Origin of the sequence: Pseudomonas sp. SWI36 (assembly GCF_002948105.1) — a bacterium.
In the GTDB taxonomy this organism is placed as follows: domain Bacteria; phylum Pseudomonadota; class Gammaproteobacteria; order Pseudomonadales; family Pseudomonadaceae; genus Aquipseudomonas; species Aquipseudomonas alloputida.
This window is the reverse complement of the sequence record NZ_CP026675.1, coordinates 1,528,006-1,545,492: the sequence shown is the minus strand read 5'-3', so window position 1 is coordinate 1,545,492 and position 17,487 is coordinate 1,528,006. Positions and strand designations below refer to the sequence as shown.

Here is a 17,487-nt window from a genome sequence, read left to right as displayed (position 1 = left end):
GCACCATCGGGGCTGCAACGCAGCCCCAAACCTGATCAGGCTACAGGTGCCTGCTGCCTGACCTGATACTGGTTGCGCACCGGCGTCGCATACTGCAACACCAGGTACGGCCGCTGCTCTTGCGGGCAGGCATCCAGGCGCCGTTGCCATTCTTCCTTGGCCTTGGCCAGCTCATCCGCCGGGAACACCTTCTCGGCGCTTGGCACTTGCAGGGCTTCGTCCTTGCCTTCCCACATCGCATACGCCAGGTAATGCACCGGGAACAGTCGGTAGCCCCCCAGAATCTGCCGGTCAATCTCTGCCGCCAGCTGTTTTGTGTCTTCGTGGTACTCGGTTACCGGCGGCGCGAAGTTGATGTGGACTCGGCCCTTGTAGCCGGTAATGCCTTTGGCAATGCTGTTGTCATCTTCGCCCGGCGCCTTCTTGTAGGTGCCGGTTGTGGCGCGGATGTACAGCTCGCGGGCCTTGGCCTGGTCGCACGGGTCGTATTCGTAGCTGATCGACACCGGGGTCAGGTTCAGGCTCTGGATCACTGCACCGAACGGTTCATCCTTGCGGCTCATGTGGAACATCTTGAGGATCGCCGAGTCGGTACGGTCGTCACCGTCCTTGGCCCGACCTTCGGCCTGGGCGATCCAGATCGAGGTGGCATCGTTGCGGATCGAGTGGTTGATGTAAGCCGACAGCAGTTGGTAAGCAGCCAGTTTTTCGCGCCGCCCGCTGATCGAACGGTGCACGATGAAGCTCTTGTTCAGGCGCATCATGTCGCTGACAAAGGGCTTTTGCAGCAAATTGTCGCCAATGGCGATGCGCGGCGTGGGCAGGCCGGCGTGGTACACCGCATAGTTGACGAAGGCCGGGTCCATGACGATGTCACGGTGGTTGGCCAGGAACAGGTAGGCGGTGCCGGCCTTGAGCTGTTCCACTCCCGAGTAGGTGACGCCGTCGGTGGCGCGATCGATGGTCTGGTCGACGTAGTACTCGACTTTGTCCTGCAAGGTCGAGACACAGGTAACACCGGCGAATTCCTTGCGCAGGCGGCGTGCGATCAAGGGCTTGAGCAACCAGCCGAGAGCGCCGGCCGCCCGTGGAAAGCGGAAGTGGGTGAGGATATCGAGGAATGCCGGGTCGCTGAGCAGGCGTGCCAGAACGGCAGGGACCTCAGCGTCGTCGTACGGTCGGATGGCATCGAATTCGCCCATCATGCTCTCTTGTTGGAAACGGCTAGGGTAATAAGGTAGGGACGGGCTCCGAAAAACGGCTCGGACGCACACAGACCCTGTAAACAGACCGGCAATTATACGCATAAGTCACTGCGGAGGCCGCGATGCTGGAAACCGACTTCTATGATTGCCCTTATTGTGGCGAACGTGTGGAAACTACCGTCGATCTGTCTGCGGGCGACCAGGTTTATACCGAGGATTGCCAGGTGTGCTGCCAGCCTGTGGTGTGCATTCTGCAGGTGCATGGTGACGAATGGATGCTTGAAGTCCGCCGCGAGGACGACACCTGATGCAGCGTATCTACGAACCGGAAAGCCTGCTCGAGGCGCAAATGCTGGCAGGCATGCTTGCCAGCGAGGGGATCGATGTACACGTGGTCGGCCGTGACCTGGTCGGTGCCGCTGGCGAGCTGCCCTTGCAGGGCCTGCTGGGGCTCGTCGTGGCTGATGAGCAGGCCGAATGCGCACGGCAGCTGATCGATGCGTACAATGATGCCCAGCCACTGGTTGGCGACGAACCGGAGAATGTCCCCGGTACCTTGATCTGCTAGGTTCTGAATTCGCCCATGTGTGGACGTTATGCCCTGTTTCGCTGGCCCCAGGCCCTTGCCAGTCTGCCGGGCTTTCCCGTCGGCCAGCCGGCCCAATGGAATATATCGCCTGGGGCGTCGGTGCTGATCCAGCGTCAGCTTGACGGCCAGCAGCAACTGGCCAAGGCGCGCTGGGGGTTGACCCCGGCCTGGCTCACCGACCTGTCCCGCACCCCTGCCCATGCCCGCGCCGAAACGCTGGCCGAACAACCGATGTTTCGCGATGCATTTCGTCAGCGTCGCTGCCTGATGCCGGCCAACGGCTTTTACGAATGGCGTGGCAGCGTGCGCAAACGCCCGTACTGGTTGACCCCGGGGGAGGGCGCGTCGCTGTACTTTGCGGCGGTATGGGAGGCCTATCCGGTGCAGGACCAGGTATGGCTGAGTTGCGCGGTGGTGACCCAGGCGGCCATGAATCAGCGTCGGCCGCTCATCCTCGACGAAGCGGGGCAGGCGGCCTGGCTTGACCCGGACACGCCGATTACCCGCTTGCACGAGCTGCTGGCCAGCCCACCGGCGACGCTGCGTGAGCGGGCCTTGGCCAATTTCGTCAATGACCCGAAGCTGGATGCGCCGGAGTGTCTTACCCCTGCTTGATGGGGGGCTGTGTCGGCCCTTTCGCGGGCAAGCCCGCTCCTACAATGATCGTGTTACCCCTGCTATAGGAGCGGGCAAGCCTGCTCATACCCACGGTCGTGTTACCCCTGTAGGAGCGGGCTTGCCCGCGAAGAGGCCGGATCAGGCGACGAAAATCTTCCCTGCGGCTATGGCAGCCACTGGCGACTCGGCCTAGGATACGGCGCATGTGGATAGGGAGTGTTTTCATGCGTAAGTCTTTTGTCGTCAGCCTGCTGAGCGCTGGCATTCTGTTGGCCGGCTGCCAGGCGGTGAATACCACCAGCGGCGGTGCTGTTGGTGTCGAGCGCCAGCAGTACATGTTCAGCATGCTCTCGACCGATGAGGTCAACCAGATGTACGCGCAGTCGTATCAGCAGACCCTGGGTGAAGCATCGAGCAAGGGTGTGCTCGACAAGTCCAGCGCCGATGCCAAGCGTGTGCAGGCAATTGCCAGCCGCCTGATCGCCCAGGCGCCTAAATTCCGCCCGGATGCCGCGCAGTGGGACTGGGAAGTCAACGTGATCAAGAGTGACGAACTGAACGCCAACTGCGGCCCGGGCGGCAAGATCATCGTCTACACCGGGCTGATCGATCAGCTCAAACTCACCGATGCGGAAATTGCCGCAGTGGTGGGGCACGAGATTGCCCACGCCTTGCGCGAGCATAGCCGCGAGGCCATGTCCAAGGCATACGGTGTGGAAATGGCTCGCCAGGGCGCCGGTGCCATCTTTGGCCTCGGCCAGAGCAGCATGGCCATGGCCGACACGGTGGTGAACTACGCCATGACCTTGCCCAACAGCCGGGCCAACGAAAACGAGGCCGACCTGATTGGCCTGGAGCTGTCGGCCCGTGCCGGCTACGACCCGAATGCCGCGATCACCCTGTGGAACAAGATGAGCAAGGCTTCCGAAGGTGCACCGCCTGAGTTCATGAGTACTCACCCGGCGTCCGCGAGCCGCATTGCTTCGCTGCAGGCGGCGATTCCGAAGGTGATGCCGCTGTATCAGGCTGCAGCCAAGCCGTAAATGCCTGAATCCAGGGGCTGCATGGCAGCCCCTGATGTGCCCTTTACCCAATCCAGCCACTGGCCTTCATTGCCGAATAGACGGCCACGATCGCCAGCACGAAGAACGCCGTTGCCGCCAGGCGGCGAATCAGCGTCAACGGCAGTTTGTCAGCCGCGAAGTTACCCGCCAGTACCACCGGCACGTTGGCAATCAGCATACCCAGGGTAGTGCCGATAATGACCATGATCAGGTGCGGATACTGCGCCGCCAGCATCACGGTGGCGACCTGGGTCTTGTCACCGATTTCGGCCAGGAAGAACGCAATCAGTGTCGTCAGGAACGGCCCGAAACGGCGAGCCGGGTTCTCGTCGTCATCCATCTTGTCCGGTACCAGCGTCCACAGTGCGGTGGCGGTAAAGCTCGCAGCCAGGATCCAGTGCAGGGCCGAATCGCTGAAGAAGCTGCCGACCCACGCCCCCACGGCACCGGCTGCGGCATGGTTGGCCAAGGTGGCGGCGATGATGCCGGCGATGATCGGCCAGGGTTTGCGGAAGCGGGCAGCGAGAATGAGTGCGAGCAGTTGCGTCTTGTCGCCGATCTCGGCCAAGGCAACGATAGCGGTGGGGACCAACAGTGATTCCAGCATCAGGATTCCTACGGGGGCGGGTCGACACGGCTATGACACGTACAGCCTCCCCGCCCCGGGTAAGGTGTGCGTGTCATAGGTCTTGTCAAACCCTCGATCCGTCTATGCGGATCTCGCCATGCAGGCGTGCATGGTGGGTCGCACGCGCCATGGTCTGTGGACCAAGTATGTTGACGCGTACCGGGCGAGCTGGGTGCTCGCGGGAGACTACTCCCCTAGGACGGTGCGGATTCTGCCTAGGCAAAACGCTTTCGGCAAGCGCTGTTTTTTATCCGCGAGTTGCCTGGTAGATGCGGAAACCGTCGGCCTCGTCACGTACCTGGCAGTTGCCCAATGCCCCTTCGATCAGTGGCTGGTAGCGCAGGAAACTGTTGGCGACCAAGCGCATTTCGCCACCTTTTCGCAGATGAACGGCCGATTTTTTCAGCAAGTTTTCCGAAGCCTGATAGTTGGTATGAACGCCGGTGTGGAATGGCGGGTTGCTCAGGATAAGGCTCAGTTCGGTAGGGGCGGCGTCGATGCCATCGCCGCTGATCACTTCGCCTTCCAGGCCGTTGGCAGCCAGCGTCAGGCGGCTGGCGGCCACGGCGAAGGCATCCACGTCCAGCAAGGTCACCCGGCTTTGTGGGTAACGGCGTTTGAGCGTGGCACCCAGTACCCCGGCACCGCAGCCAAAGTCCAGCATGTGGCCACCGGGCAGTCCGTCAAGATGCTTCAGGAGCAGGGCCGTACCTCGGTCGAGTCGGCCATGGCTGAATACCCCAGGCAGGCTGACCACCTGCAACGGGCCGTCTTCGAGGGCCAGCTCGAAGCGCTCGGCCAGGCTTTCCAGCGGTTTTGCCTGCGGTGCCTGGTCGATGGTCACTTGCCACAGCTGGCAGTGCCGGGCGCTGTCGAGTTTGCGTGGCTTGCCAAAGGCCTGCAGCTGCTTGGCCGCGCCCTCGATGCCACCGCGCTTCTCGCCGACCAGGTACAGCTCGCGGCCAGCCAGGCGCGATGCCAGGGCGTTGAGCAGATAGGCGGCCAGCTCGCGGGATTTGGGCAGAAACAGCACGGCGCTGTCGAATGCTGCTTCAGGGGCCTCGACGCCGTAATGGCTGCGGCCTGCGAAGCGGCTTTCGAGCATGGCCTGATCGCCGGCATGCCAGGTCCAGGCCTGGGCCTTAGGCAACTGGCCGAGCAGGTCGTCGGCGGGGGCGCCGGCAATCAGCAGCGGCCCCTGAAACAGCTCTGCCTGACGGAGCAACACTTCACTGCGCGGGTCCATGGACGACGTCTCCTGGAAAAAAGTGGCGCAGTGTAGCAGAGGCGGGCGCCTGGCTCAGCTGACCACGCGGCGTGGCTGCCCGGCGAAGAAGGCCTGGGCGTTCTCGCTGAGCTGGCCGACGATGCGCTGGCGCGACTCCACGGCACCCCAGGCGCTGTGCGGGGTGATGATCAGGCGCGGGATGCCGGGCTCCAGCAGCGGGTTGCCGTTGACCGGCGGCTCCACGCTCAGCACGTCGGTCGCCGCGCCGCCCAGGTGACCACCGCGCAGGGCATCGGCCAACGCCTGTTCGTCGATCAGGCCGCCACGGGCGGTGTTGACCACCAGCGTGTTGGGCTTGAGCAGGGCCAGTTCGCGGGCACCGAGCATATGCCGGGTGTGCTCGTTCAGTGGGCAGTGCAGGGTCAGGGCATCGACTTGCGGCAGCAACTCGTCCAGCGGCAGCCGGTCGGCGCGCTCCGGGCGGCCAGGGATCTGCCCGCTCAGTACACGCATACCGAAGGCTTCGGCCAGCCTCGCCACTGCGCCGCCCAGTTCGCCGTGGCCGAGCAGGCCGAGGGTTTTGCCCTCCAGTTCGACGATAGGAAAGTCCAGCAGGCAGAACTGGCTGGCCTTGGCCCACTGGCCATCGGCCACCGCCTGGTTGTAGTCGCACAGCCGAGTGGCCAGGGCCAACAGCAGGGCCAGGGTATGCTGGGCGACAGACGGCGTGCCGTAGCCCTGGCAGTTGCACACGGTGATGCCCTGGGCGCGAGCGGCGGCCAGGTCGACATTGTTGGTGCCGGTGGCGGCCACCAGGATCAGCTTCAGTTGCGGGTTGGCGGCCAGGGTTGCGGCGTCGAGCATGACCTTGTTGCTGACCACTGCCACGGCGCCCTGCAAGCGTTCCGCGACCTGTTCCGGGCGGGTGGCGGCGAACAGTTCGAACTGGTCGAACTGCTGCTTCAGGGGCGAAAGGTCGAGGTCGCCAAGGTCCAGGGACTGGTGATCGAGAAACACGGCGCGACGCGGGCTGGGCATGAAGATCTCCGGTGGCAGGGAGGGATAAGGGCATAGTGGCCATTTGCGGGCATGCCCGCGCCCACAAGGTCACCACAACCCTTGCAGGAGCGGGCTTGCCGGCGAAGAGGCCCTCGGCTTCGGCGCAAACCTGAAGCCGCCGCCGCAGTGTCTAGCTCAACCTTGCTGCCCGTCAACGCCCGCCACTCATACCTCTGCCGCGCAAATCATTCCTTCGGCTGATTTGGCCGTCACATTGGCGAACTACAGTAAACCCAGACTTGTCCGGCCCGCTTTTCAGAAAAGGGATCCCCATGTTGCAGACACGCATCATCAAGCCCGCCGAGGGCGCCTATGCCTATCCATTGCTGATCAAGCGCCTGCTGATGTCCGGCAGCCGCTATGAAAAGACCCGCGAAATCGTCTACCGCGACCAGATGCGGCTGACGTATCCACAGCTCAACGAGCGCATTGCCCGCCTGGCCAATGTGCTGACCGAGGCCGGGGTCAAGGCCGGTGACACCGTGGCGGTGATGGACTGGGACAGCCATCGCTACCTGGAATGCATGTTCGCCATCCCGATGATCGGCGCTGTGGTGCACACCATCAATGTGCGCCTGTCGCCCGAACAGATCCTCTACACCATGAACCATGCCGAAGACCGCGTGGTGCTGGTCAACAGCGACTTCGTCGGCCTGTACCAGGCCATCGCCGGGCAGCTGACCACTGTCGACAAGACCCTGCTGCTGACCGATGGCCCGGACAAGACTGCCGAACTGCCCGGTCTGGTCGGCGAGTATGAGCAGCTGCTGGCTGCTGCCAGCCCGCGCTACGACTTCCCGGATTTCGACGAGAACTCGGTGGCCACTACCTTCTACACCACTGGCACCACCGGTAACCCCAAGGGCGTGTATTTCAGTCACCGCCAGCTGGTGCTGCACACCCTGGCCGAGGCCTCGGTCACCGGCAGTATCGACAGCGTGCGCCTGCTGGGCAGCAACGACGTTTACATGCCCATCACCCCGATGTTCCACGTGCATGCCTGGGGCATCCCCTACGCTGCCACCATGCTCGGCATGAAGCAGGTGTACCCAGGGCGCTACGAGCCGGACATGCTGGTCAAGCTTTGGCGTGAAGAGAAGGTCACCTTCTCCCACTGCGTACCGACCATCCTGCAGATGCTGCTCAACTGCCCGAACGCCCAGGGGCAGGACTTCGGCGGCTGGAAGATCATCATCGGCGGCAGCTCGCTCAACCGTTCGCTGTACCAGGCCGCCCTGGCGCGCGGCATCCAGCTGACCGCCGCGTATGGCATGTCGGAAACCTGCCCGCTGATCTCCGCGGCACACCTGAACGATGAACTGCAGGCCGGCAGCGAGGATGAGCGCGTCACTTACCGTATCAAGGCCGGTGTGCCGGTGCCGTTGGTCGAAGCGGCCATCGTCGACGGCGAAGGCAACTTCCTGCCCGCCGATGGTGAAACCCAGGGCGAGCTGGTACTGCGTGCGCCGTGGCTGACCATGGGCTACTTCAAGGAACCGGAGAAGAGCGAGGAGCTGTGGCAGGGCGGCTGGCTGCACACCGGTGACGTCGCCACCCTCGACGGCATGGGCTACATCGACATCCGCGACCGCATCAAGGATGTGATCAAGACCGGTGGCGAGTGGGTTTCCTCGCTCGACCTGGAAGACCTGATCAGTCGCCACCCGGCCGTGCGCGAAGTGGCGGTGGTGGGGGTGGCCGACCCGCAGTGGGGTGAGCGGCCGTTTGCCCTGCTGGTGGCACGTGACGGCCACGATATCGACGCCAAGGCGCTGAAGGAACACCTCAAGCCATTCGTCGAGCAAGGTCATATCAACAAGTGGGCGATTCCAAGCCAGATCGCCCTTGTTACTGAAATTCCCAAGACCAGTGTCGGCAAGCTCGACAAGAAACGCATTCGCCAGGACATCGTCCAGTGGCAGGCCAGCAACAGCGCGTTCCTTTCCACGTTGTAACCCTTGTGCGGGTCGCGCACGTCAGAGCGTGACCCGCATGCTAGAGAGCCCGCCGCCTTGCCAAACGACAGAAATGCGCCATCCTTGAGCACTACCAGCCCGCAACCGAAGCAAAACTGCAGCGAGTTGGTGGCATGGAGCGCAAATCACACTTTAGAGGGATCAAGCGCCTGTGCCTGCTGGCTATAGTCGGGGCCAGGGGATTTTCAGGAATGGGGGAGGGCGACATGCGCAAGCTGTGTCGCCGCAGGTGCAAGCCTGCAATCCGGTCGCTCGGGCCGTTCTTGAAAGGACTCACTGCCATAACAAAAAAGTACATGGAGTAGCGTCGATGAAATCTGCAAACCTGTTCTGGCGCCGGGCCAAGCTGCCCTTGGCCGTCAGCCTTGCTTCCACGCTCGCAAGTCCTGCTTTCGCTGTCAGTTTCAACATTGGTGAAATCGAAGGCCAGTTCGACTCGTCGCTCTCCATCGGCGCCAGCTGGTCGACGGCCAACCCCAACAAGAACCTGATAGGGGTGAACAACGGCGGCAAGGGCCTGTCACAGACATCCGACGATGGCCACCTGAACTTCAAGAAGGGCGAAACCTTCTCCAAGATCTTCAAGGGCATTCATGACCTGGAGCTCAAGTACGGCGACACCGGTGTGTTCGTGCGCGGCAAGTACTGGTACGACTTCGAACTGAAGGACGAAAACCGCGAGTTCAAGGACATCAGCGACTCCAACCGCAAGGAAGGTGCCAAGTCGTCCGGGGCCGAGCTGCTCGACGCCTTTGTCTACCACAACTACTCCATCGGCGATCAGCCTGGCTCGGTGCGTTTTGGCAAGCAGGTAGTGAGCTGGGGCGAAAGTACCTTCATCGGCGGCGGCATCAACTCGATCAACCCCATCGACGTGTCGGCGTTCCGCCGTCCCGGGGCCGAGATCAAGGAAGGCCTGATTCCGGTCAACATGTTCTACATCTCGCAGAGCCTGACCGACAACCTGTCGGCCGAGGCCTTCTACCAGCTCGAATGGGACCAGACGGTCGTCGACAACTGCGGCACCTTCTTCTCCCAGCCGGACATCATTGCCGACGGCTGTACCGACAACTTGCGCGTGCTCAATAGCAGCCGCACGGTGCCGGGCGCTGCCCAGCAGTTCCTCGCCACGCGGGGCGTGGACATCAACGAAGAGGGTGTGATGGTGCGCCGTGGTGCCGACCGCGATGCGCGTGACAGCGGCCAGTTCGGTGTGGCCATGCGCTATATGTTCGAGCCGTTGGACACGGAGTTCGGCGCCTACTTCATGAATTACCATAGCCGTGCACCCATCTTCAGTGCCACAGGGGCCCCGCCGTCCGTGTTCGCCGGGCTGAGCGCCCTGCCTGCGCAGCTGCGCGCATTGGCGCCTCTGATCGTGGCGGGTAATTCCGAGTACTTTGTGGAATACCCCGAGGACATCCGCCTTTATGGCTTGAGTTTCTCCACCACGTTACCCACTGGCACCGCCTGGAGCGGCGAAGTCAGCTACCGCCCCAATGCGCCAGTGCAGCTCAATACCACGGATATCCTGTTCGCCGGTGTCCGTCCAATTGGCGGCGCGTTGAGCAACGCATCGTTGCTGACCGGTACGCCGGGGCAAGACCTGCATGGGTATCGCCGTAAGGAGATCACCCAGTTCCAGACCACCCTGACCCATTTCTTCGACCAGGTGATGGGTGCCAGCCGGATGACTGTAGTCGGTGAAGTGGGTGTTACCCATGTCGGCGGCCTGGAGAATGCCCACGATACCCGCTACGGTCGCGACCCGGTGTTCGGCCCAGGTCCGTTGCCATCCACCGGTGGCGCCGATACCTGCCAGGCGCTCAATGGCAGCACCATCGCCGGCGCCGGTGCGGGGGCGTCCACCGCCAACCTGAACCGCAAATGCGAGAACGACGGCTACACCACCAGCACTTCCTGGGGTTACCGCGGCCGTGTCATCTGGGACTACAACGACGTATTCGCGGGTATCAACCTGAAGCCGAGCGTGGCCTGGTCGCATGACGTGTCCGGTTATTCGCCTGGCCCTGGCGCCAACTTCGAGGAAGGCCGCAAGGCTGTCAGCCTGGGCCTGGACGCCGAGTACCAGAACACCTATACGGCGAGCCTGTCGTACACCAACTTCTTCGACGGCAAGTACAGCACCGTGGATGACCGCGACTTCGTCGCCCTCAGCTTCGGCGTGAACTTCTAAGCATACAGATCCAGGACGACACGACATGAACAAGACCAGAAGTCTGCTGCAAGCCGGTGTGCTGGGCCTGTCCCTGCTGGCGACCAGCGTCATGGCTGCGGTATCCGCCGACGAGGCGGCCAAGCTGGGCAGCACCCTGACCCCGATGGGTGCCGAGAAGGCCGGCAACGCCGACGGCTCCATCGGCCCGTGGGAGCCGCTGTCGAAGACCGCAGGCAGCGTCGACGGCAAGGGCTTCCTGTCCGACCCGTACGGCAGTGAAAAACCGCTGTTCACCATCACTGCGCAGAATGCCGACCAGTACAAGGACAAACTCTCGCCCGGCCAGTTGGCCATGTTCAAACGCTACCCGAACACCTACAAGATCCCGGTGTTCAAGACCCATCGCGGCGCAACCGTCCCGGCCGATGTGTTCGCTGCCATCAAGGAAAACGCCACCAAAACCACCCTGGTGGAAGGCGGCAACGGCCTGAGCAACTTCCGCACGGCGGTGCCGTTCCCGATCCCGAAAAGCGGCCTTGAGGTGATCTGGAACCACATCACCCGCTACCGCGGCGGCAGTGTCAGCCGCCTGGTGACCCAGGCCACGCCGCAGCAGAATGGCTCGTTCAACCCCGTATACTTCTCCGACCAGTTCGTCTTCCGCGACAAGATGAAGGACTACGACCCGAACAACCCAGGCAACATCCTGTTCTACTTCAAGCAGGAAGTTACTGCGCCTGCGCGCCTGGCCGGGACTGTGCTGCTGGTGCACGAAACCCTCGACCAGGTGAAGGAGCCGCGCAAGGCGTGGATCTACAACGCCGGCCAACGCCGTGTGCGCCAGGCACCGCAAGTGTCGTATGACGGCCCAGGTACCGCCGCCGACGGCCTGCGTACGTCGGACAACCTGGACATGTTCAACGGTGCACCGGACCGTTATGACTGGAAGCTGGAAGGCAAGAAGGAACTGTACATCGCCTCCAACGCCTTCAAGCTGGATGACCCCAAGCTGAAGTACGCCGACATCATCAAGGCCGGGCACATCAACCAGGATCTGGCCCGTTACGAGCTGCGCCGCGTCTGGCACGTAGTTGCAACCCTCAAGCCAGGCCAGCGGCACATCTACGCCAAGCGTGATTTCTACATCGACGAGGACACCTGGCAGGCTGCGGTGATCGACCAGTACGACGGCCGTGGCCAACTGTGGCGCGTGTCCGAGGCCCATGCTCAGCCTTATTACAACGTGGAAGTGCCTTGGTACACCCTGGAAGCCATCTACGACCTGCAGTCCGGTCGTTACCTGGCCCTTGGGATGAAGAACGAAGAGAAACGTGCCTACGACTTCGGCTTCAGTGCCAGCAAGGCCGATTTCCAGCCCGCAGCGCTGCGTCAGTCGGGTATTCGCTAAGCTGAAATCACTGAACGCCGTGTGATCCCCAGAACGCCCCGGCTCGCCGGGGCGTTTCTATTTCCTGAACCGGCCTCTTCGCGGGTGAACCCGTTCCTACAGGTTCCGCGGTAGGAGCGGGTTCACCCGCGAAGAGGCCGGGCAAGGCAATAAACCTCCTGAATACCTCTCCAAACCCCTGCCCCAGCCCCCTGTCCATCAGCCATGTTGCTTTTTGTCGCAGTCTTTTCCGCGCCTATTGCGCCCATCATCTTCAAATGCGCAGCGTTAACGGCTAGTCTCGCAAACATCCATACCGCCGTTGTCTTCCAACCAGAACGAGCCGGCCATGACAGATCTGTCCCGTACCCATGGATTCGCAAGTCAGGCCCTTGGCCTGCGGGACGGGCGTTTCTTCCGGCCACCGCTGCCGGACGGCCATGTGCCGCGCCTGCGTTTGTGCCAGCGGCTGGAAGCCGGTTTGGGCGGGCGGCTGCTGCTGGTCAATGCGCCGGCGGGTTTCGGCAAAAGCTCCCTGGCCATCGAGTTTTGCGAAACACTGCCCGAGCACTGGCGCAGCCTGTGGCTTGGCCTGAGCCAGCGGGACGCTGACCCTGGCCGCTTCCTTGAGCGCTTGCTTGAAGGCCTGCAGCAATACTGCCCGGCACTGGGCGGCCAGGCCATGGGCCTGCTGAAAATGCGCCAGCGCCACCAGCCGTTTGCCTTTGAAGAGTGGCTTGACGGCCTGCTCGACGAGCTGGCGCTGTACCTGCAGGCTGATACGCCGCTGCTGCTGGTGCTGGACGACTATCACCTGGCCCAGGGGCCGGTGCTCGACCGTTGCCTGCAGTTCTTCCTCAATCACCTGCCCCCCGGCCTGGTGTTGCTGGTGACCAGCCGCCAGCGGCCAGACTGGCACCTGGCGCGCCTGCGCCTGTCCCGGCAGTTGGTCGAGCTTAACGAACAGGACCTGCGCCTCACCGCGGATGAGTCGCTGGCGGTGATCGGTCGCCAGCCTACCGGCCTGCGCGGCCAGGCACTGGACAACCTGATCCAGCGCAGCGACGGCTGGGTGGCCGGGTTGCGTTTCTGGCAACTGGCGGCCAGCGACAGCGCCGACGAGCAAGCCTTGCCCCAGGCGCTGCATGGTGGCGAGGGCCTGATCCGCGACTACCTGCTTGAAGAAGTCATCGACAGGCTACCTGCGGACGTGCAGGCCTTCCTGGACGAAACCGCCTGCCAGGAGCGTTTCTGCGCTCCGCTTTGCGATGCGATGCGTGGCCGCCACGACAGCGCCGCCGTCCTGAGCTTCCTGCAGGCGCATCAGGTGTTCCTTGTGCCGCTGGACGAGCATGGCCACTGGTTCCGCTATCACCATTTGTTCTCCGACCTGCTGCGCAGCCGCCAGGCGAGCGAATCGCAGGTCGCTCTGCATTTGCGGGCCTGCCGCTGGTTTGAAGCTCAAGACCTGCTGGACGAGGCGGTGGAGCAGGCTTTGCGTGCCGGCCACCTCGATGTTGCCGCCGACCTGGTGCAAAGTCTGTCCGAGGAGCAACTGCTGGCCGAGCAGAATGTCGGCATGTTGCTGCGCTGGAAGATGGACCTGCCCGACAGTCTGTTGATCAGCACGCCGCGGCTGATCGTGCTGTACAGCTGGGCGTTGGGGCTGGCTTGCCAGCTGGATGCTGCCGAGGAACTGGCTGGCTACCTCAGTCGCTTTCTGCCCGCGCCTTCGGCGACCGCACAAAAGTCGATGCTGGCCCAATGGCTGGCACTCAGTGGGGTCATTGCCCGTGGCCGTGGCGACCGCGAGCGCACCCTGGCCTATTGCGGCGAAGCGCTGCAGAGCCTGCCGAGCAAGCGCTATGGCCAGCGGCTGGTGTGTTTGTCGACGCTGTCCAACCTGGCCATTGCCGATGGTGACTTCTGGCGGGCCCGAGGCTGGAACCGCGAGGCCCTGGAGCTGGCCCAGCGGGTCGGTAACCCCTTGTTCGAGGCGCTGGCGCATTACGATCGGGCGCGGGTGCTGCATGCCCGTGGCGAGGTGCTGCGTGCGCTGGACGAAGTGCGCCAAGGGCTGCAACGTCTGCAAGGGCTTTCGGCGCAGCGGCTGTATGCCGTGCGTGCGCGGCTGACGCTTTACGAAGGTTACCTGCTGGTCTCGCGTCTGCAGCCGGCGCAGGGCCGCGCGCGTTTGCGCGCGGGGCTGGGCGAGGCGCGAGCGTGCCGGGACATCAGTGTGCTCATCGGTCATTGCGTGATTGCCACGCTCGATGGCCGGGAAGGTCACTTTGCCGAGGCCTTTGCCGAACTGGCCGAGGCAGAGCGCTTGATGCACATCTGGGATGTGCCCCCGGTCTACTACCTGGCCATGATTACCCTGGTCAAATGCGAACTGTGGCTGGCCCAGGGGCGTACCGATCTGGCGGAGTCCTGGCTGCAGCGCCTGGGCCAGACCTATGGCGGCGAGCAGCCGGCGGCGGCACCGGAGTTCCATCCGCTGCTGCCGTTGCACATTGCGTTGCAGCAGGCAGCGCTCGATCGCATCCAGTTGCGTAGCGACGATGCCGTGCAACGCCTGGCATGCCTGGTAAAGCGCGGCCAGGACAGTGGCGGCATGATGCTCGCCGTCAGCGCCCTGAGCCAATGGCTTTCCCTGCTGTTGGACGAAGGCAAGGAAGGGCAGGCCGCGCAGTTGCTGCCAAGCTTGCTGGAAGCGGCGCATGGCGGTGTGATGCAGCCGATGCAGCCACTGCTGGAAAAACACCCGCAATGGCTTCATGAACAACTGCAGGCAGGTGCCGCTTGCCCGGTTCAGGCGGAACTGCTCAAGCACCTGCCGCCAGTGTCAATCGCCAGTACGGGCAACGGCGAAGCGCTGAGTGGCCGCGAAATGGCCGTGCTCGAACTGATTGCCCAAGGTTGCTCCAATCAGCAGATCAGCGAACGGCTGTTCATTTCCCTGCACACGGTGAAGACCCACGCCAGCCACATCAACAGCAAGTTGGGCGTGGAGCGGCGCACCCAGGCGGTGGCCAAGGCCAAATCCCTGGGGTTGCTGGCGTGATACTGGCCCTGTAGGTCATTGCTCGTTAAAGTGATGGCCTGACGCCATATTTTCTGGCCGACAATGCTCTACCCTCATCTTTCCCGACCAGCTGCCGATACAGCTATCGGTGGCATCGCCTCGCGCGATTTTTCAATCATTCCAAGGCAGGTCGTGTTGATGCTGCAGTACGGGCAAAAGAGCTTTCTGATCGTCGACGACTTTACCGACTTTCGTACGTCGACCCGTTCCATGTTGCGCGAGTTGGGCGTGCGCGACGTGGACACCGCTGACAGCGGCGAGCAGGCGCTGCGCATGTGCGCGCAGAAGCGCTATGACTTCATCCTGCAGGACTTCCATCTGGGTGATGGCAAGAAGAACGGGCAGCAGGTGCTTGAAGACCTGATCATCGACAAGCACATCAGCCATGAGTGCGTGTTCATCATGGTCACTGCCGAGAGCAGTCAGGCGATTGTTCTCAGCGCCATCGAGCACGAGCCCGATGCCTACCTGACCAAACCGTTCAACCGGGTTGGCCTGGCCCAGCGCGTCGAGAAACTGTTCCAGCGCAAGACGTTGCTGAAGCCGATCCTGCAGGCGCTGGACCGCAACCGTCCGGCCGAAGTACTGGCGGCCTGCGCCGAGCTGTGCAAGAAGGATCCGCGCCTGGCACCCTTGTGCTTGCGCTACCGGGCCGATGCCCTGCGCAACCTCAACCGTTTCGAGGAACTGGAAAAATTCCTCAAGGCCATCCTGGCCAGCCGTCCGCAGCCGTGGGTATATGCTGCATTGGGCGCACTGATGCACAAGCGTGGTCAGAATGCTCAGGCCCAGGGTGTATACGAGCAGGCGCTCAAGGCGTTCCCGATCATGCCAGGCCTTTACGATGGCATGGCCGAGGTGCTGGTGGCTCAGGGGGATACCCGGCGCGCGCAGAACTTGCTTGAAGAAGCCGTGCGCCTGTCGCCTTTGTCGGTGCGTCGGCAGTCGACGCTGGGCAAGCTGGCGCTGGAGAACGAAGACTTCGAGAGCGCATCGAAGGCGTTCCGTCATGCGGTGAACCAGGGGCAGAGTTCGCGCTACAAGGATGCCGAAAACAACCTTGGCCTGGTGCAGGCGTTGATGAGCAAGAATGCAGGCTTCGGCCTGGACGCCCGTACCCGGGTCGAGATCAACACCACGCTCAGCGAAGTGGCCAAGGAAAACCCCGAGGACCAAGGCTTGCAGGTGCGTGCGCGGATGATGAAGGCTGCCAGCCTGCAGCAGGCCGGCGACCCGGAAACGGCCGGCAAGTTGACAGAACAGGCGATTCAGCGCCTGGACAAGATGAACCAGTTCTTCTCGGTCGATTCGGCCCTGACTGTCGCTGCGCAATTGCAGGCGATGGGGCAGGAAGCCGCCGCCATCGGCGTGCTGAAGAACTGTGTGGAAAGTTATGGCGATGACCCCAAGGTCATGGAGAAAGTGGGCAAGCTGACGGATGACCCCAGCGTGCTCAACGCCATTACCGAAGCGGTCACCCTCAACCGGCAGGGTGTGCGCAGTTACCAGGGAGGGCAGCTTGGCGAGGCGTTGCAACTGTTCCGAAAGGCATTGGGTTTACAGCCGAAGAACATCAGCATCGCCCTCAACACCGCCCAGGCGCTGCTGCGCATCGGCGGTGACAACCCTCAGCCTGCGATCATGCAGGAGTGCCGCGACGCTTTGACCAGCGTGGCCGGGATCCCTGCCAGCGACAATCGCTATGACCGTTACCGCAAACTGCACATCCGAGTGTTCGGCGCATGAATCAAGACAATCAGGGGCTGGATTTTTCCACGGTGATCGCCTCCACCGTGCACGACCTCAAAAGTTCGTTGTCGGCGCTGATCCAGTCCCACAGCCAGTGGGTGGAACGCTTGCCCGAGGAACTGCGCGGCGGTGCTGAACAGGGGATCATGGAGCATGAATTTCGTCACCTCAACGGCATGCTGGTGCAGTTGCTGGGCTTGTACAAACTGGGTGTGAACCAGTTGCCGGTATGCCCGGACTACCATGAGCTGGATGATTTCATCGAAGCCCAGCTGGCGGCGCACGAGGAAGTACTCAAGCACAACGACATTCTCGCCACCTGGCGTATCGACACCGACAACCCGCTGGGTTTCTTCGACCGCGAACTGGTGGCCTCGGTGATCTCCAACGTCATCACCAACGCCACCCGCTTTGCCGGGCACGCCTTGCTGATCACCATCGAAGAGGCCGATAACCAGTTGGCCATTTGCGTCAATGATGACGGCCCGGGTTATCCAAAGCACATGCTTGAGCGCCAGGAGGAGTACATCCAGGGCATCGACTCGACCAGCGGCAGTACCGGCCTTGGGCTGTATTTTGCGGCGCGGATCGCCGCGTTGCATGAAAGCGGCGGGGTGCGCGGGCGGATCGAGATCTCCAACGGCGGGGCGCTTGGGGGTGGGTTGTTCAGGTTGTTTTTGCCTTGAGGTATTGGGTGCCTGGGCGATCGAGCGCCGC

14 protein-coding genes and 1 riboswitch are annotated in these 17,487 nt (G+C 62.7%); of the genes, 10 read left to right on the top strand and 4 right to left on the bottom strand.

Translation table 11 applies throughout. The annotated features are described in order from the left end of the window. Window positions 1-35 precede the first annotated feature (35 nt). Entirely contained in the window at window positions 36-1,205 is a 1,170-nt protein-coding gene (locus tag C4Q27_RS07465) for a 1-acyl-sn-glycerol-3-phosphate acyltransferase (RefSeq protein WP_014589682.1), read from the bottom strand. 122 nt (window positions 1,206-1,327) lie between these two features. Here C4Q27_RS07465 and C4Q27_RS07460 point away from each other — a divergent pair, with 122 nt between their 5' ends. From C4Q27_RS07460 to C4Q27_RS07445, 4 genes are all read left to right on the top strand, one after another. Next, entirely contained in the window at window positions 1,328-1,513 is a 186-nt protein-coding gene (locus C4Q27_RS07460; RefSeq protein WP_010951999.1) for a CPXCG motif-containing cysteine-rich protein, read from the top strand. Then, complete coding sequence (locus C4Q27_RS07455; RefSeq protein ID WP_020192887.1) at window positions 1,513-1,773, top strand: putative signal transducing protein; 261 nt, start codon at window positions 1,513-1,515, stop codon at window positions 1,771-1,773. Before C4Q27_RS07460 ends, C4Q27_RS07455 begins: the two co-directional genes overlap by 1 nt. 15 nt (window positions 1,774-1,788) lie before the next feature. Continuing rightward, on the top strand, window positions 1,789-2,409 hold the full coding sequence (locus C4Q27_RS07450) for an SOS response-associated peptidase (protein WP_064490774.1): 621 nt from the start codon (window positions 1,789-1,791) through the stop codon (window positions 2,407-2,409). 227 nt (window positions 2,410-2,636) lie between these two features. Beyond that, the gene (locus C4Q27_RS07445; protein WP_020192885.1) at window positions 2,637-3,455 is read left to right on the top strand and encodes a M48 family metallopeptidase; all 819 of its coding nucleotides are present in this window, start codon (window positions 2,637-2,639) and stop codon (window positions 3,453-3,455) included. A gap of 43 nt (window positions 3,456-3,498) precedes the next feature. Here C4Q27_RS07445 and C4Q27_RS07440 read toward each other — a convergent pair whose 3' ends face one another. The 3 genes from C4Q27_RS07440 to C4Q27_RS07430 form a co-directional block, all read right to left on the bottom strand. Continuing rightward, window positions 3,499-4,083, bottom strand: coding sequence for a TMEM165/GDT1 family protein (locus C4Q27_RS07440; RefSeq protein ID WP_003247342.1), 585 nt, complete (start codon window positions 4,081-4,083; stop codon window positions 3,499-3,501). A gap of 88 nt (window positions 4,084-4,171) precedes the next feature. Beyond that, window positions 4,172-4,311: riboswitch (yybP-ykoY riboswitch) on the bottom strand. A 40-nt stretch (window positions 4,312-4,351) separates the two neighbouring features. Next, window positions 4,352-5,350: a class I SAM-dependent methyltransferase gene (locus C4Q27_RS07435; protein WP_064490773.1), complete on the bottom strand. Its 999-nt coding sequence runs from the start codon at window positions 5,348-5,350 to the stop codon at window positions 4,352-4,354. Between the two features lie 54 nt (window positions 5,351-5,404). After that, window positions 5,405-6,370, bottom strand: coding sequence for a 2-hydroxyacid dehydrogenase (locus C4Q27_RS07430; protein ID WP_104886688.1), 966 nt, complete (start codon window positions 6,368-6,370; stop codon window positions 5,405-5,407). A gap of 293 nt (window positions 6,371-6,663) precedes the next feature. Here C4Q27_RS07430 and C4Q27_RS07425 point away from each other — a divergent pair, with 293 nt between their 5' ends. From C4Q27_RS07425 to C4Q27_RS07390, 6 genes are all read left to right on the top strand, one after another. Then, a complete protein-coding gene (locus C4Q27_RS07425) occupies window positions 6,664-8,346 on the top strand; it encodes a fatty acid--CoA ligase (RefSeq protein ID WP_010952004.1) in 1,683 nt (560 codons plus the stop codon). A gap of 331 nt (window positions 8,347-8,677) precedes the next feature. Next, the gene (locus C4Q27_RS07415) at window positions 8,678-10,564 is read left to right on the top strand and encodes a DUF1302 domain-containing protein (protein ID WP_064490772.1); all 1,887 of its coding nucleotides are present in this window, start codon (window positions 8,678-8,680) and stop codon (window positions 10,562-10,564) included. Window positions 10,565-10,589: 25 nt separating this feature from the next. Next, window positions 10,590-11,954, top strand: coding sequence for a DUF1329 domain-containing protein (locus C4Q27_RS07410; RefSeq protein ID WP_010952007.1), 1,365 nt, complete (start codon window positions 10,590-10,592; stop codon window positions 11,952-11,954). Between the two features lie 328 nt (window positions 11,955-12,282). Next, on the top strand, window positions 12,283-15,000 hold the full coding sequence (locus C4Q27_RS07400) for a LuxR C-terminal-related transcriptional regulator (RefSeq protein ID WP_064490771.1): 2,718 nt from the start codon (window positions 12,283-12,285) through the stop codon (window positions 14,998-15,000). A gap of 159 nt (window positions 15,001-15,159) precedes the next feature. Further along, a complete protein-coding gene (locus tag C4Q27_RS07395) occupies window positions 15,160-16,767 on the top strand; it encodes a tetratricopeptide repeat-containing response regulator (RefSeq protein WP_003247330.1) in 1,608 nt (535 codons plus the stop codon). Then, entirely contained in the window at window positions 16,764-17,456 is a 693-nt protein-coding gene (locus C4Q27_RS07390) for a sensor histidine kinase KdpD (protein ID WP_003247329.1), read from the top strand. The genes C4Q27_RS07395 and C4Q27_RS07390 overlap by 4 nt, the downstream gene beginning before the upstream one ends. The last annotated feature ends 31 nt before the right edge of the window (window positions 17,457-17,487 follow it).

Coding starts and splice junctions, on each gene's coding strand:
- C4Q27_RS07410 (WP_010952007.1), top strand. CDS start 10,590: ATGAACAAGACCAGAAGTCTGCTGCAAGCCGGTGTGCTGGGCCTGTCC.
- C4Q27_RS07415 (WP_064490772.1), top strand. CDS start 8,678: ATGAAATCTGCAAACCTGTTCTGGCGCCGGGCCAAGCTGCCCTTGGCC.
- C4Q27_RS07390 (WP_003247329.1), top strand. CDS start 16,764: ATGAATCAAGACAATCAGGGGCTGGATTTTTCCACGGTGATCGCCTCC.
- C4Q27_RS07435 (WP_064490773.1), bottom strand. CDS start 5,350: ATGGACCCGCGCAGTGAAGTGTTGCTCCGTCAGGCAGAGCTGTTTCAG.
- C4Q27_RS07440 (WP_003247342.1), bottom strand. CDS start 4,083: ATGCTGGAATCACTGTTGGTCCCCACCGCTATCGTTGCCTTGGCCGAG.
- C4Q27_RS07455 (WP_020192887.1), top strand. CDS start 1,513: ATGCAGCGTATCTACGAACCGGAAAGCCTGCTCGAGGCGCAAATGCTG.
- C4Q27_RS07445 (WP_020192885.1), top strand. CDS start 2,637: ATGCGTAAGTCTTTTGTCGTCAGCCTGCTGAGCGCTGGCATTCTGTTG.
- C4Q27_RS07430 (WP_104886688.1), bottom strand. CDS start 6,370: ATGCCCAGCCCGCGTCGCGCCGTGTTTCTCGATCACCAGTCCCTGGAC.
- C4Q27_RS07425 (WP_010952004.1), top strand. CDS start 6,664: ATGTTGCAGACACGCATCATCAAGCCCGCCGAGGGCGCCTATGCCTAT.
- C4Q27_RS07460 (WP_010951999.1), top strand. CDS start 1,328: ATGCTGGAAACCGACTTCTATGATTGCCCTTATTGTGGCGAACGTGTG.
- C4Q27_RS07450 (WP_064490774.1), top strand. CDS start 1,789: ATGTGTGGACGTTATGCCCTGTTTCGCTGGCCCCAGGCCCTTGCCAGT.
- C4Q27_RS07395 (WP_003247330.1), top strand. CDS start 15,160: ATGCTGCAGTACGGGCAAAAGAGCTTTCTGATCGTCGACGACTTTACC.
- C4Q27_RS07465 (WP_014589682.1), bottom strand. CDS start 1,205: ATGATGGGCGAATTCGATGCCATCCGACCGTACGACGACGCTGAGGTC.
- C4Q27_RS07400 (WP_064490771.1), top strand. CDS start 12,283: ATGACAGATCTGTCCCGTACCCATGGATTCGCAAGTCAGGCCCTTGGC.